Annotated in this window: 15 protein-coding genes; 9 read left to right on the top strand and 6 right to left on the bottom strand. The window is 45.2% G+C overall.

Annotation, left to right across the window (positions count from 1 at the left end):
- The first annotated feature begins 62 nt into the window (after window positions 1-62).
- From AAC033_RS15610 to AAC033_RS15570, 9 genes are all read left to right on the top strand, one after another.
- The gene (locus AAC033_RS15610) at window positions 63-587 is read left to right on the top strand and encodes a FecR family protein (RefSeq protein ID WP_339739781.1); all 525 of its coding nucleotides are present in this window, start codon (window positions 63-65) and stop codon (window positions 585-587) included.
- A gap of 464 nt (window positions 588-1051) precedes the next feature.
- The gene (locus AAC033_RS15605; RefSeq protein ID WP_339739779.1) at window positions 1052-1918 is read left to right on the top strand and encodes a DUF4382 domain-containing protein; all 867 of its coding nucleotides are present in this window, start codon (window positions 1052-1054) and stop codon (window positions 1916-1918) included.
- A 927-nt stretch (window positions 1919-2845) separates the two neighbouring features.
- Complete coding sequence (locus AAC033_RS15600) at window positions 2846-4516, top strand: hypothetical protein (protein WP_339739777.1); 1671 nt, start codon at window positions 2846-2848, stop codon at window positions 4514-4516.
- Window positions 4517-4558: 42 nt separating this feature from the next.
- A complete protein-coding gene (locus AAC033_RS15595) occupies window positions 4559-5425 on the top strand; it encodes a 4Fe-4S dicluster domain-containing protein (RefSeq protein ID WP_339739775.1) in 867 nt (288 codons plus the stop codon).
- Complete coding sequence (gene nrfD, locus AAC033_RS15590; RefSeq protein WP_339739773.1) at window positions 5418-6650, top strand: NrfD/PsrC family molybdoenzyme membrane anchor subunit; 1233 nt, start codon at window positions 5418-5420, stop codon at window positions 6648-6650. Before AAC033_RS15595 ends, nrfD begins: the two co-directional genes overlap by 8 nt.
- A gap of 46 nt (window positions 6651-6696) precedes the next feature.
- Entirely contained in the window at window positions 6697-7407 is a 711-nt protein-coding gene (locus AAC033_RS15585; protein ID WP_339739771.1) for a glycine cleavage system protein H, read from the top strand.
- A 213-nt stretch (window positions 7408-7620) separates the two neighbouring features.
- Window positions 7621-9291 (top strand): ATP-binding protein, encoded by a 1671-nt coding sequence (locus AAC033_RS15580; protein WP_339739769.1) that lies wholly within the window; start codon window positions 7621-7623, stop codon window positions 9289-9291.
- Between the two features lie 33 nt (window positions 9292-9324).
- Window positions 9325-10665, top strand: a complete 1341-nt coding sequence (locus AAC033_RS15575) for a sigma-54 dependent transcriptional regulator (RefSeq protein WP_339739767.1) — start codon at window positions 9325-9327, stop codon at window positions 10663-10665.
- A gap of 48 nt (window positions 10666-10713) precedes the next feature.
- Window positions 10714-11241, top strand: coding sequence for an archaemetzincin family Zn-dependent metalloprotease (locus tag AAC033_RS15570; RefSeq protein WP_339739765.1), 528 nt, complete (start codon window positions 10714-10716; stop codon window positions 11239-11241).
- Window positions 11242-11612: 371 nt separating this feature from the next.
- Here the strand turns inward: AAC033_RS15570 and AAC033_RS15565 are convergent, their stop codons facing one another.
- From AAC033_RS15565 to AAC033_RS15540, 6 genes are all read right to left on the bottom strand, one after another.
- Window positions 11613-12074: a VOC family protein gene (locus AAC033_RS15565; protein WP_339739763.1), complete on the bottom strand. Its 462-nt coding sequence runs from the start codon at window positions 12072-12074 to the stop codon at window positions 11613-11615.
- 71 nt (window positions 12075-12145) lie between these two features.
- Window positions 12146-12961: a helix-turn-helix domain-containing protein gene (locus AAC033_RS15560; RefSeq protein WP_339739761.1), complete on the bottom strand. Its 816-nt coding sequence runs from the start codon at window positions 12959-12961 to the stop codon at window positions 12146-12148.
- A 73-nt stretch (window positions 12962-13034) separates the two neighbouring features.
- The gene (locus AAC033_RS15555) at window positions 13035-13937 is read right to left on the bottom strand and encodes an OmpA family protein (protein ID WP_339739759.1); all 903 of its coding nucleotides are present in this window, start codon (window positions 13935-13937) and stop codon (window positions 13035-13037) included.
- Window positions 13938-13993: 56 nt separating this feature from the next.
- Complete coding sequence (locus tag AAC033_RS15550) at window positions 13994-14557, bottom strand: DUF4256 domain-containing protein (protein ID WP_339739757.1); 564 nt, start codon at window positions 14555-14557, stop codon at window positions 13994-13996.
- 97 nt (window positions 14558-14654) lie between these two features.
- A complete protein-coding gene (locus AAC033_RS15545) occupies window positions 14655-15002 on the bottom strand; it encodes a hypothetical protein (RefSeq protein ID WP_339739755.1) in 348 nt (115 codons plus the stop codon).
- Window positions 15003-15209: 207 nt separating this feature from the next.
- On the bottom strand, window positions 15210-15433 hold a 224-nt coding region (locus AAC033_RS15540), incomplete at its 5' end, for a hypothetical protein (protein WP_339739752.1).

Here is a 15433-nt window from a genome sequence, read left to right as displayed (position 1 = left end):
CAATTTTTCAGGTAGGGTATTTTGTCGCGAAAGACTATTAAGGGCATCAACAAGTTATTTGAATGATGTTCTCAAGCGAAAATAAATATTCTTTTCCGGCATTCTTGGTTCTTCCATTAAAGCAAGAGCGGATCGAACAGGTGATCAGAACCTATGAGGTACCTGAGTTGAAGGAAGAGAAGCTTGTGTTCAACCAAATTCTACAAAAAATTGAAGAAGGTAAAAATCAGTCTAAGGGAAAATTATCACGCCTGAATGTCATCTATCAACTCACTATTCCGGTTGCGGCTTCGCTTATTCTGATTTTCCTTCTTCATGTTTTATTTGCTACATCAACGATCCAAAATGACAGCCAAGAGGTTCAAACCCTGCGGCTTCCCGATTTGTCGCGGGTGGTGTTAAGCCAAAACAGCGCGGCAAGCTACCCAAAATATTGGTGGAAGCGCGAAGTTAAACTAACAGGCGAAGCTTATTTTGAAGTTGAGAAAGGCAACAAATTTACCGTTGAGACGAAAAATGGCCAGGTCGAAGTATTGGGAACACGATTCCTGGTCTCAGAACAAGACAATCAACTCACCGTGAACTGATACGAAGGGAAAGTGCAATTCTCGGACAAAAAACAAAAACAACTGATCACAGCCGGTAACTCGTTGCAATACAATACCCAAACTTCGTATGAGCTGACAAGTTTGGCAGCAACACACCCAGGCATGGCCTGATTCAGCCGGTCTTTCTCCGGTGAAAATCTGTCAGATATTATTGGTGATCTGGAGTCTTTTTTTAATATCGACATTCAACTGGAGAGCAGTCGTTCAAAAAAATTCAGTGGCACCATTGATTCGGCTGATGCAGAAACAGCGATCTGAATTATTTGTCGTTCACTCAACCTGAATTACAAAACAAATTCGGCCAATCAAGTCACGATAAGTGATATGAGTAACAAGGAAATTTGACAAACAGGATATATCGAAAATTAATGACGGAGTAGTGTGAGTAAATGTAGAAGAAAGATTAATCATTAATGAAAATTAAAAAAGTTATGAAACAAAAGATGAAGACAAAATTGATCCTGATGCTTGGATTGATTGTGGGGTTCGCAGTATCCTGTACCAATGATGAGGATTTATCAAAAAACCCGGATGGAAAAGGAACAGTGTCATTCTTAGTTACTGATGCCCCCTTTCCAACGGATTTAGTTGCTGAAGCCAATGTAACAATTGATAAGATTGAAATTCGGAAGGCAGATGAGTCAGAAGGCGAAGACAGCGAAGGATCGACATTCGTTATCGTATCTGAAGAAACTATGGAATTCAACCTACTGGATCTGAGAAACGGAGTAACGGCTGAATTGACAAACGTAGAGCTGGATGCCGGCAGCTACGACCAAATCAGGTTGCATGTTGTTGATGCCAGCGTTGTTTTGAGTGATGAGGCCAGTACAACATTTGATTTGAAAATTCCAAGTGGATCGTCCAGTGGACTGAAAATCAAAATTAAAGATGGGCTAATTGTGCAGGATGGAGGTTTTTCAACGGTCCTTTTAGACTTCGATGTCAGTCAATCCTTTGTTGTTCAGGGCAATCCATTGACCAAAGCTGGGATAAAAGGATTTATTTTTAAGCCGGTTATTCGTGCCGTTGTCGAAGAAGCAACCGGAAGCATTGAAGGACATATCACCGTTGGCGACTCATTGGCTATTGGAAGTGCTACAGTTGAGTTCTACGAAATGGATTCGCTGATCACTTCGGCCTTGACGGATAGCACCGGATTTTATGCTGCGATTGGTCTTTCATTGGGTGAGTACGACTTGAAAGTTCTGGCTGATGGATATGTGGAAGCAGAAGAGGAAGTTGTTGCTGTAACATCAACCAACGCGGTGGTTGTAGACTTTGAACTAACGCCGTTAGTTGAAGATTAGACTTCAGCTAAGGAAGAAACTTCAAATGAGACTCCCGCTGAGGAAGGATCAACCGAAGGATAATGAAGTTTCAGGTTGTCATAAAAAGATTTGATTGGGTGAACGATTAGTTCATGGGTTTTAGAGATAGATTAAGAGGCAACTCTTTGTCTATCTCTTTTTTTACAGGTTGTAGTGCTGAAGGAGATAAAATAGAAGAAACTGAAGGAGACGAAGCTCCAGGTTTCCGTTAAAAATACTTGATTGGGTGAACGATTAGTTCATGGGTTTTAGAGATAGATTAAGGGGCAACTCTTTTTCCATCTCTTTTTTTTTTGGCTGAATTGGAAGTATTTCCGCGGCTTTCGCCCTGTTGATGATCGATGATGACCACTGGCTGAAGATTTTTGCTGAGAAGAAACGGCATTCTTCTTAAACTTACCAATGGCAATAAAGAAAAAAAATGGGATTAGATTAAATCCTTGTGGGAAAAGAAAACTAATACCTAAAAGTTAACCAGACAAGGCGCTACGCTGTAAATGGTTGCCTTCCCAGGCAGATTTTACTTTTTGTCTGAACCTACTACAATGTCATTTGATCCAAAAAAAGGCTTGCCTGATCATATTTTTGTGTTTTGAATCGATTGGTTACAGAAGATTACTTGAAAATGTGTTGCAATATTCATCGGTGTTGAATATTTAAACACCTCTTGTATTGTGTTGATTGTCCGCGTCTTGACTTCTATTTAGACTTTGAGTGTTTAAATATTAAACACTTGAGCTGTTTAATATTTGAATAGGTGTTCTCCTTATGAATTCATTATCAGTCGCTTACCGAGGGTGGTTTTTTTGGCATTCTATTTGGCAAAAGGATAGGCAAGTTGAATTAGTTGCTGAATATCAGCAATATATAGTAATTGAAATAAAAACCACACTTAATATCAACGTTATGAAAACCATTTTTTCTTCCATTTTTGCGTTATCATTTTTAATTTTCAACATGGCTGCTATGGGCAATGTTGAAAACGATAACAAAACAGGAGATCAGACAGAAGCAACAAGCTTGCAGATTGTGAGTTCTCCTGAGCTATTCGATCTGACTTCTACCTGGGTTTCCAACTTTGAAACTCAACACCCAGCGTTAAACATTCGTATCACCCAGCTCACTGATGAATCATCATTCTCGGCAGAGGTTCTTTACCTGTTAAGCCCTGATCAACAGATTGCAGGCCAGGAAAGATCAGCCTGGCAAATGGTAGTTGGGCACGATGTGGTGGTTCCAATTATCAACACAAACAACCCCTTATTTCAAACAATCGTCAAAAAAGGTGTAAAGGCCGAAGATTTGGCACGGCTTCTTGCCGAAAATCCCAACTGGTCGATGCTCGTTGACGACGCACCGGCGAACCTGGTAAAAACGTATATCACCAATGATCAGCAAGTGAATATTAAGCTTGCCGCCTATACACAGGCTGAAATTCAAGCTGCGGAGGTGAGTTCCGCTGCTGAGCTTATTGCCGCAGTGCAGCAGGACATCAATGCCATTGGCTTTTGCAAACTGGTTGATATCATCGATTCTGAAAATAATGCCTTTGCAGCACAAGTCAGTGTACTTCCCATCGACAAAAACCGGAATAGCCGGTTGGATCAGTTTGAAAACATTTACTCCAGCCCAGAAGCCTTAACCAGGGGTGTTTGGATTGGGAAATACCCGAAAGAACTGAGCGGTGATATTTACGCTACGGCAGCGTCAGAGCCCACCAGTCAGGCGGCCATCGGTTTCCTGACCTGGATAACTAACGACGGACAGGAGCAACTGGCTCACGCCGGGTTCAGCCAACTGTCAAGCAGAGAAAGAACAGCCAATATGGTCGCACTAACCAAGCCAACAGCTCCGGGAGCTAACGGAGGCAATCAAGCCTTCTTGTCTTTCGGTTGGATACTGGCTATTGGATTGGCACTAGTGCTTTTAGTTGTTGGTTTGCTCGTCCGGTCAAAACGTAAAGAAAAGCTGGGGATTGACAGCGAAGACATTGAAATGACTCCAGCGATGAATGAAAATTCAATCAAGGCACCGGCTGGCTTGTACTACGACAAAACGCACACCTGGGCTTTTATGGAACGTGATGGTCTGGTGAAAATCGGTGTGGACGATTTTATGCAACACTTGACAGGGGCGCTAACCCATATTAAAATGAAAGATTCGGGCGAAAAAGTCAGAAAAGGTGAAAAAATATTGAGCATTGTTCGCGATGGCAAACAACTGGAACTTTATTCTCCGGTTTCAGGAATCATCAAGCGCCGCAACCAGTCGCTTCTAAGTGAGCCGCAACAAGTGAATGCTGATCCTTATGCCGAAGGTTGGGTTTACCAGATTGAACCTTTGAACTGGACACGCGAAGTGCGCCTGCTGTTTATGGCCGACACCTACAAAGAATGGCTGGAAGATGAGTTCACCCGGCTGAGAGATTTCCTGGCAACATCGGCCAACTCCAACACCGTTGTTTTCGAGCACATCGTTCTCCAAGATGGCGGCGAACTAACAGACAACGTACTGGCAGATCTTGGTCCTGAAGTGTGGGAAGACTTTCAATCCCATTTCATCGACACCTCGAAATAAGCAAACTAAACTTCTATAATCACTATCCTTAAAAGTTAAATTATGACTATCGATCGTAGAAAATTTTTCAAAAGCATCGCGATTACGGGCATGACCATTATTGGTGTCAATGCCACAGGAGCCAATAAAAAGGGCTCCGGCGACGATGATACGGAATTTCATGGTATTCTTTACGACTCCAGTATTTGTATTGGATGCCAAGCCTGTGAGAAAGCCTGCGCCGAAGCCCACGGGCTGCCTGAACCGACCGGTAAACCCGAAGTGGGTGTGATCCGGAAAACCAGTGAGAATCAGCGGTGCACCATCAACGCGTATGAAACCTCGCAAGGCGAAGTGTATGTCCGGAATCAGTGCATGCATTGCAATGAGCCCGCCTGCGCTTCGGCCTGCCTGACCCAAGCCATGTATAAAACCAAGGAAGGTCCGGTCATTTGGCGCGAAGAGAAATGTATGGGATGCCGTTACTGTATGATTTCATGTCCGTTTGACGTGCCGAAATTCGAATACGGCAGCACCAACCCGAAAATTCAGAAGTGCGATATGTGCTACGACCGGATCATCAAAGGTGAAAAACCGGTTTGTGTTGAAACTTGCGGCGACGCTTTGTTTTTTGGAACCCGCCGCGAACTGGTTGCCGAAGCACGACGCCGGATTGCTGAAATACCAGAGTTGTATATCGATCAGATTTATGGCGAACGTGTTGCCGGCGGAACGGGTTACCTCTATCTGGCACCGGTTGAGCACAAAGAACTTGGATTCGACACGAGGCTGCAGAACTCATCATATCCGGCACTAACCAAAGGATTCCTGTACAGTGTTCCCTCTGTTTTTGTTTTGGTTCCAACCCTGTTGCTGGGAATTCACGAAGCTACTAAATCACGTAAATCTAAAGAAGAAAATCATGACTAGTCCGATATATCCTTTGACCAAAGAAAAAGAAAGCCAATCGACCTGGCGATTTTTAATGAACGAGCTTAAGCCCAGGGGAAAATGGCTCACGCCTTTCAATCTGATTTCCATTCCGATTATTCTGGTTGGGCTGGCTTTAATTGTCATCCGGTTTACGGAAGGGCTTGGAGCTGTTTCCAATATCAACCAGGAAGTTCCGTGGGGACTGTGGAAAGGCTTCAATGTGGTGACGGGTGTGGCCTTTGCGGGCGGAGCTTATGTGCTCACCTTCATTGTTTATATTCTGAAGGTCGACAAGTATCACTCCATTGTCCGTGTAACGGTGTTGAATGGCTTTCTCGCCTACATGTTCTACGCCGGTGCATTGGTACTCGATCTGGGCAAACCCTGGAACATCTTCAACCCGATTATCGGCAATAATTTTGGGGCCAGCTCGGTATTGTTTTTGGTGGCGTGGCACTTCTTACTTTATATTATCGCTCAACTCATTGAATTCTCGCCGGCAGTAGCCGAATGGCTGGGAGCACGGCGCGCCCACAAAATCCTGTCGGGACTCACGCTGGGAGCGGTTATTTTTGGCATCACGCTGTCAACCTTGCACCAATCAGGTTTGGGAGCGCTGTTCCTCATGGCCAGCGAAAAAATTCACCCGCTGTGGTACAACGAGTTTATTCCGCTGCTGTTCCTGGTGTCCAGCGTTTTTGCTGGTTTGTCGATGGTTATTTTTGAAGGCTCCATTAGCCAGCGTGTGTTCTTCCGGAAGATCAGCGAGAAAAACCGCAAGGCGCGCAACAGTATGGTTCAAAGCTTGTCAAAGATTTGTGCCTTTGGCATGTTCGCTTACCTGTTTATGCAATTTTTGGTGTTCATTCACGGACAACACTGGGATTTGCTGAATACATCGATGGGCTATTGGTTCCTGCTCGAAATGATTGGCTTTGTAGCTCTTCCGATGGCTCTGTTTTTCTATGCTTCCCGCACATCCAGCCTGGTGCTGAGCCGGGTGGCTGCCGTGATCACCATCGTGGGGATTATTCTGAACCGACTCAATGTGTCCATTATCGCTTTCCGCTGGGATGCAGCCGTTCGCTACGTTCCTTCCTGGATGGAGGTGGTTGTTGCCATCACGATTATACTCGTTCAAATTTGGATTTTCAGATGGGTCATCAGCCGCATGCCGGTACTGGACGAACCACCTAAATGGGCTAAAAACACCAATCATTAAACCCGTTGTTGTTAGGAAAAAAACAACAGCCTAAAAACAAAATGTTATGGACGGATTTACATACACGAATATTTTTGAAACCAAAGGAATCGAATATTTGGCTATTATTGCCTTCTTTCTGATTATGGTTCCTTTCTGGATGTTACTGACCCGAAAGTCAAAACAATCCATGCAAACCCAACTGGCCGGTGGGCTCATTACCGCCAAGTCGCTGCGTATTCCCCAGGGAATCTTTTTCAGCAAGTTTCATAGCTGGGCTTACCTCGAAAAAACAGGAAAAGCCCGGGTCGGATTGGACGACCTGCTGCTTCACCTGACTGGCGAGGTAAGTATCAGCCACCTGCGAGAGCCCGGCGAAAAGGTGCAAAAAGGCGAGCTTTTAACTCGTATCAACCATGATGGGAAAAGCCTCAAGATTTTTGCCCCCATTTCGGGCGAAATTGTGCGAACCAATGAACAGTTGGTGGATGAACCTGGCCTGATGAAGGCCGATCCCTATCAGCAAGGTTGGATGTACGTGATCAAACCGTCGAACTGGAAAGCCGACACCAACACCCATTTTCTGGCCGAAGATGCCAGCAACTGGGCGGCCCAGGAGTTGGATCGTTTCAAGGATTTTTTGTCCGCCTCAGTGATGAAGCATCTGGCCAATCCAAATCAGGTAGTACTGCAGGATGGTGGAGAGCTGATTGACCAGCCACTGGCCGAACTGCCGGAAGAAGTCTGGGAAGATTTTCAGCAGACTTTTTTGACTTAAGCCATTGAGCGAACAGCTTGATTCCGGCTGGCGAAACTTAAGCATGAATGCAAAAGTGGGCCGGCCGGAATTTGTTATTCCCGGATAGTCTTGTTTCCAAGCCATTTTTGCCTTGAATCGGAGTAGATGTTATAAAACAAAACCATCATTTGAATCCGGTTTCAATTATAAAAATTAACTTCGCCTGTAGTAACTAACTTTTTGCCTGTACCCATGCCTTGGTATAAAAGAATAAAAAAGAAAAACCGCATTGGAACTCCCATTGTCAACGGGTATGTCAAGTTCCGGTCGTCCATCTACGGACGTGTTATTTTTGTCATCACCATCGCTTCGCTCGTGCTGTTTGTCTCCTTCGGAATCATTTTCCGGTCGGTGAATGAGAATTACATGAAATCGGTAATTAGCGAAAACGGCAACAACATTGGCTACCTGGTTGAAGGAGCATTGTACGATGCCATGTTGAAAAACGATCAGGCCTCGCTGCAGCGAACCCTGGATTTGATCAACTCGATGTCCGGCATTGACAATGTGAGCATGTACGATAACAACAACAACCTGGCATACACCTCCATTTCATCCCACTCAACCAACCACAGCGACCCGGACTGTGCCAGTTGCCACGAAGATTTTGATCAGATGTTTTCGCGCGAGGAAAAATCGTACCGGATTATTGAAGCGAAAAGCGAATGCATCATGAATCCGGATAACGACAGCATCCGCAATCTGATGATCAAGTCGCCCATCCTGAACAATCCTTCCTGCTACACGGCTGCCTGTCATGCCCATAGCCCCGATGAAAAAGTGCTGGGTTCATTAATTATTAAAATGCCACTCGAGAAACTGGACAGTGCCTTGCAAGAATCGACCACCGATTTCTTTTTTATGGCTGCCCTGATGACGGTTCTACTTATTGGCTTTTTAGTGCTGTTCACCAACAAAAAAATTAAAAATCCGCTCAACGAAATCATTCTGGCTGCCGAGGCAGTTGCCAAAGGCGATAAAAACACCCGGCTCAGAATCAAACCGAACCAGCTATCCGACATGCGTATGGTTTCCTACGCCTTCAACGAAATGTTGGACAATTTGCATACCGCCACCCTCGAGCTTCAAAACTGGTCGCAACAACTCGAGTACAAGGTTCAGAAGAAGTCGGAGGAGCTGGGGCAAGCTCAAAATGAACTGATTAATATTGAACGGATTGCATCGCTCGGCAAATTGTCGCTGTCGGTAGCGCACGAGATTAATAATCCCCTGTCGGGCATTTTGGTTTACACGAAGTTGATCCACAAACAACTGAGTAAACCTAATCTGGAGCCGGAGAAGGTTGAAGTGATGCTGAAACATTTGAAGCTGATTGAAAGCGAAACCAAACGTTGTGGCGACATTGTGAAGGGCTTGCTGGATTTTTCAAAAAAGGACCAGGAAGGATTTGAACCGAAGCACCTGCATGAAATTTTGCACGATACCGCCGAGCTGATGTCGCACCCGATGAAAATTGCCAACATCCACTTTTTATGCGACTTTTCAGCAAAAAGAGATTTGATCTCGTGCAGCCCCAACCAGATCAAGCAGGCATGTATCGCTATTTTGGTGAATGCTTCCGAGGCGGTGACAGAAAACGGTGAAGTGACCTTCCGTACGCTGAATCCTGACGATGAACATATTCGGATTGAAGTAATTGACAACGGGGTGGGGATTGATGAAGCGGACCTTCCTTATGTGTTTGAGCCTTTCTTTTCGACCAAGGAAAAAGCCAGCGGAATTGGACTTGGCCTGTCCATTGTACATGGCATTGTGCAAAATCACAAGGGAAAAACAGAGGCAAAATCGGAACAGGGAGCCGGAACAACCATGGCCATCACCCTGCCATTGTTAAAGACATGAAATAATTTATACGGAACTTAATGAAAATGAACCATGACAAAGAAAATCTCCATTTTAGTTGTTGACGATGAACGGTCGGTTCGGGATTCCTTGTACAATTGGTTTATCGAAGACGGTTACCATGTTGATTGTGCCGAAGATGCCAAAAAAGCTTTATCCATTCTCGAAGCTGAAAGTTTCGACATTGTGCTGGCCGATATTAAGATGCCCGGAATGGACGGGCTGGAAATGCTGAAGCGCATCAAAACCATTCAGAAAGATGCCATCGTGATCATGATGACAGCTTTTGCTACAGTTGAAACGGCCGTTCAGGCGCTCAAGGATGGGGCGTTCGATTATGTCACCAAACCGTTTGATCCGGATGACCTGTCGCATCTGATTCGCAACGCGTCGAAACAGATTTCGCTGATGGACGAAAACGAGGTGCTGAAGGATAAGGTTGTTTCGCTTGAAAATGTGGAAGACCTGATTGGAGAAAGTGAAGCCATGGTACAGGTGCTGCGCGAAATTGAAAGCGTGGCCCAATCCAATGCTTCGGTGATTATTACCGGTGAAAGCGGAACCGGCAAGGAACTGGTGGCACGCGCCATTCATGCCAATTCGCCCCGCCGCTACTTTCCGCTGGTGAGTGTGCATTGCGGTGCTTTGTCCGAAAGCTTGCTCGAAAGCGAATTGTTTGGTCACGAGAAAGGCGCATTTACGGGCGCGGTGTATAATCGCAAAGGCCGATTCGAAATGGCCGATAGCGGAACGATTTTTCTCGACGAAATTGCCACCATCTCCTCTAAAATGCAGGTGGAACTGTTACGGGTGCTCGAAAGCAAAAGTTTTGTCCGTGTAGGCGGGAACAAGGAAATCAAATCCGACTTTCGGGTGATTTGTGCCACCAACCGCGACCTGAAAGCAATGGTTGATAACGGCGTGTTTCGCGAAGACCTGTATTATCGGCTCAACGTGGTGAACATCCAGGTGCCTCCCCTGCGCGAACGAACCGAAGATATTCCGTTGCTGGTCGACTACTTCATCAAAAAATACTGCACCACCATGAACAGGCCCATCATGACGATCGATCCGGCAGCCTTGAAAAGGTTGGAAGAGTTTCCGTTTCCGGGGAATATTCGCGAATTGGAAAACATGATCGAGCGGGCCATTGTGGTTGGCAACGGCAAAAAAATTACGCTGAAAGATCTTCCGATTGAAAAAGCTGAAGCCATGCCGGCCTTTGAAAGCCTTGATGAGCTGGAGAAACACCACGTGCTGCAAATTCTGAATAAATACAACTGGAACATATCGGCATCGGCCAAAGCGCTGAAAGTTGATCGCGTAACCTTGTACAACAAGATCAAAAAATACCAGTTAAAACAAACAAAATAGGCCGGGAAAACGGACCGCTCCCGAATCATTCATTAAACCGCCTCGCGCATGAAGCCGGAGAACATCACATTAATCTCATTTGGATATTTCGAGAAACGATTTCTCGGTGAGATCATGTACGATGTGGAACGCGAATTTCGGATTCCGGTGGTGATTGAAGAGGGCCATCTCGACTTAAGCGAGTATTTTGATCCTGCCCGACGGCAATACAATGGCAACCTGCTGTTGCGCGACATTGACACGCAGTTTGCTTCGGATCGGGTGAAAACCCTGGCCCTGTTTAATGTTGACCTGTATATCCCTATTCTGACCTTTATTTTTGGACAGGCGTTTTTAAACGGGCGCTGCGGCATTGCTTCGGCCTACCGCCTGTATAACGAGCGCTACGGACTCAAGCCCGATGAACGTGTTTTTGTCGATCGCCTGTGCAAGGAAGTCATTCACGAATTGGGGCACGCCTTTGGACTGATTCACTGCCCAACCCCCACCTGTGTGATGCGATCCAGCACCTACGTGGAAGACATTGATCAAAAAAGCTGGTCGTTTTGCGCGAAATGCAAAAAAGAGTTGGGGTAGCGCATCTCAGCTTGCAGGATTTTATCTGTCTTTTTAATCTTGCGCAGACTATGCCTCCTGACCGTTTTTTGTAATCGATAAGAGCGAATCCTTTTCCAGATCAATCAAAGCCTGTATCACTTTTCAGCCGGTCGTTTTTTCTTGCTTTTTTAGTCTTCTGAAATTTTCCGAAACGTTTTCATCACGAATTTTTTGTCTCTTTTGAAATTGATTTTTATTTCCCAAAAAACCGCTTTAGTCTTTCATTACCATATTTTAAGCCTGTTTTTTCGATTTGGAACCGACAACGGCCGCCGGCTTTAGCTATCCGAAACAACGGTATTGGGGGTCGCTTTTTCAATTTTAACCAATTGGATAAGCTCTTTTGAATCCTATTGTTTGGTGTGCGTTACCAGGTCGATGCCGATGCCGTTGGGATCCTGAATGGCAAAATGCCGGTCGCCCCAAGCTTCATCGCGAATGTCGATTTCGATTTCAACCCCTTTCTTTTTCAGCTCGTGATAGATTTGGTCCACCTCATCGACCTCAATCGTGAGGTATAGACCCTGTTGTTGAAAAGGCTTGTGAAAAAGCGCTTGTTGACTGGGGTGATTGGGAAGCAAAAAGCTGATTTCGTCTTCGCCGTTGGGCGTGTGTAATAAAAGATAGAATTCATTTTCGAAGCTTACGCCAAAGCCTAAGACCGAGGTGTAAAACGCTTTCGTTTCTTCCAGTTTTTCGGTAACAATTCCTGCATTTAGTTTCATTTTTCCTTGAAGTTTTGAAGGGGTTCCGGTTTGCGCGAGGGCGCAGCTCGCCAGGCAAACTACCACTAATGTTAATAATCGTTTCACTTTTTTCGTTTTAAATGACGAATCAAAGTTCCCGATTCCGATTGGTCAAAGCTTGTAAAAATCGGACAAAATTACCTTTTGAATGCGGTGCTTGGGGTGACACCATAAAAATTCTTGAACTCTTTAATGAAATGCGATTGGTCGTAATAGCCTGCACCGAAGAAAAGTTTGTTTTGCCGAAGACTTTTATGGGTTGGTTTTGCTTTTAGGATGTTTTGAAAACGAACCACCTTGCTGAAGGTCTTGGCGGTATCGCCCACATAAAATTTAAATAGCCTGCGAAGCTGCCGGGGGCTGATGCCCGTGTTCAAATCCTTTTCAATATCGATCATCCCCTGGTTTTGGAGGATCAGATCGATGGCCCTGTAAAGCCGTTGGTCGCTGTCGAATTTTGATTGCGCGGCCAGCCGAAGAAAATGCTGGTCAAGCAGGCTTTTGATTTCTTTCGGACTTTGCGTTTCCTTAAAATTGTTTGACAGGAATTCGGATAGCCCGGGAACCACCAGGTTTAAATGTTCGTAGCGGTTGCTCAGCTCGGCGGCACTCATCTTGAAAAGTTGAGGAAACATGGTCGGCAAAAAGCGAACGCCGACATAGTTAAAAGCCATTCCCAATGGAAATTTGGTGAAGGTTTTGCTGAAGCCCATCACATAATTTTCGTGCGGATTGTCCAATTCGAAGTAAATGTCGATACAACCGTCGGCCACCACCCGGTATTCGAATGGTTCGGAAAGCTTCTCGTGTGTTTTTAGCTGCCAGTAGCAATAGATAAGGTTTTGAAGCCTGGCATCGGGTGCGATTTGAGCATACGCGACATCATCAGCCGGGCGGTTTACTGTCGGTTGAATGGGAGTAAAGCTTTGCATGATGTTTGTCGGTATATTCAATGCGCCGTTTGTTTTTGAGTCGGTTCAAAATCACCACCTCATCCGCCGAAATGGTTCAGCGGATGAGGTGATGCTAGCTTGCGTTCAGTAATTGCATGATTTCATCCAGTTTTGGAGAAAGAATAATCTCCGTCCGGCGATTAATGGCTCTGCCTTCAGCGGTGCTGTTTGATGCCTTGGGCGAATACTCTCCTTTGCCCGATGCGGTTAAGCGGGTTGGCGTAATGTTGTGCTCATCGGTCAAAATCCGGACGATGGAGGTCGCCCGGGCCACGCTCAAATCCCAGTTGTCGCGATAAACCGATGTGCGTATAGGGATACTGTCGGTGTGCCCTTCAACAAGAATATCAATGTCGCGGTTTTTGTCCAACACATCGGCCAAAAGGGTAATGGCCTCCTTGCCTTTGGATTCGATGGCCGCACTGCCCGATTTAAACAGGAGTTTATCGGACATGGACACATACACCTTTCCGTTTTTGATTTCAACAGATAACTCATCCGATTGAAAACCCAGCAAGGCGTTTCTCAAGGTGTTATTCAGCCGGTTTGTAATCGAATCCTGCCGTGCAATCACCTGCTGCAGTTCGTTCAATGCCCGCTCCCGTTCTTCAATGAGCCTTTCTTTTTCTTCCAATTCATTCGATTTTTGCTGTAACGCCCTATTATATTGTTCCGACTGCGACAGATTCTCCCCAACCAGGTTTTCGTACTTGCGTTCAACGTTTTCAATGGTTTGATTTAGCTCGGCTACTTCGCTGTTTAAGTCTGAGATGTCCGAATTCAACGAACTGATTTCGCGCTCTCTCAGGTCGAGTGTCTGGCATAAGCTATCCCGTTCGTCGAGAAGCACATTCACCCGTTTCGGTACGAAAAGATCTTTGTCGGGCTTAGCTTGGCCGCATTGATAAAATGGCTTACATGAGCTTGCCATCAAGGCAAATAGACTAATCATCAAGATGAGATTGTTTGTTTTCATTTTTTATGTGTATTAAAATTTGATATTGTTACACTTGAAACTACGTTGGACTGGATTTACACCTTTAGTAAACCACGAAAACCACGGGCTCCGTAATATGAGTCGGCCCCATTGTGGTAGATGAATACGCGTCCGAAACGCCGGTCTCCAAAAATGGCACCGCCATGCGAGCGGACATCGGTAGGCGTTTTCAGCCAGCTCGATGTTTTGGTGTCGAACTCACCGAGCTGCTGAAGCTCCTGGTATTGTTCTTCGGAGAGCAAGGACACGCCCATTTCATCCGCCAGCGAAAGCGCACTGTTTTTCGGCGGATGTTTCTTTCGCGACACCAAAGCTTCCTGGTCGTAGCAAAGGCTTCGGCGGCCTTTTGGACTTTCGGGCGAACAATCGCAGAAGGTGTATTTGCTCGTTGCCTGATCCCATACAATGACGTCGGGTTCTCCGCCTGTTTCTTCCATCTCGTTAAGTGACCAGAGTTTGTCGGGATGACTTTCAAGTTTGGTTTGCACTTGTTCCCATTTGACATTGGGATGACGATGACTGTTTTTCTCAAACCTTTTTTTCAGAATTTGAAACAGCTCATCGACACGTTCCTGGGGTAGTTTGGTCTTCTTATTCATAGGCTTTTATTGTTTGTTGCAGGTTTTTGTATACGAAGCATGGAGCGATGGGTAACAGGCCAATGCCAATAGCAGGACTCAACATTTAGTGCCTGGCTTACAGCTTGTCGAAATGGCTTTTGCACCACAGTTCTCCAAGGGCGCTCAACTTTAACTTTTTATCCAAATCGAAATAATAAAAGGTCACATCGTCATTCACCCGCGTAAGGCCTTCGCCTTCTTCCAAATCGTGGCGTTTTGGAGCCTCGATTGCTGCTATAAGTCCGAGATTAATCAAATTCTTTTTGGCGTATTGAATTTGGGACCCTTTAAACGATTTTAATCGATTATTTCCGTGCTTGTCTTCACTGTCTAATACACGCTGGAGCGTTAATTCAAGCGGTTTGCCGTCGTTGTATAAAATAGCCAACAAGCTTGTTTCTGTTTGATTGAATTGCTGTTCCATGATTTTCACATTTATCCGTTTCAGAAAAATTGAACTGGGTCTCGTTTCGTTTTACTGCCACATCCAGAACGAAACCCGAGGGGTTCAACAGGAATATTTCTGTCTCAATAACCAACAAGAAAATCAACAGATTAGGTGATTAAAAGTTCAGGATTATGATCCAGCCTACGCCCGTTACGTTAGGGCATATGCCGAAGAGGAGGATTTTTATTCTCTTATCCATTCAAAATCGTAAAAGTCATAAAAACACCTATCCAATAGATGCCGTTTCCCTTTTTTATTTCCACGAACATGGGGGTTGCCCTTGGTGTCCTGATATACCATTCGGAACTTTATTGGTTTAGAGTTTTCTTTTCCACCTGTCAATGCTTCAAATATAGCTTTCGGCTCTTTGCTTGTCGGAACTGGGCAAATTTGGTTTGATGATTTAA

This window comes from uncultured Sunxiuqinia sp. (genome assembly GCF_963974515.1).
GTDB lineage: Bacteria > Bacteroidota > Bacteroidia > Bacteroidales > Prolixibacteraceae > Sunxiuqinia.
This window is presented reverse-complemented; position numbering and strand designations above follow the sequence as displayed.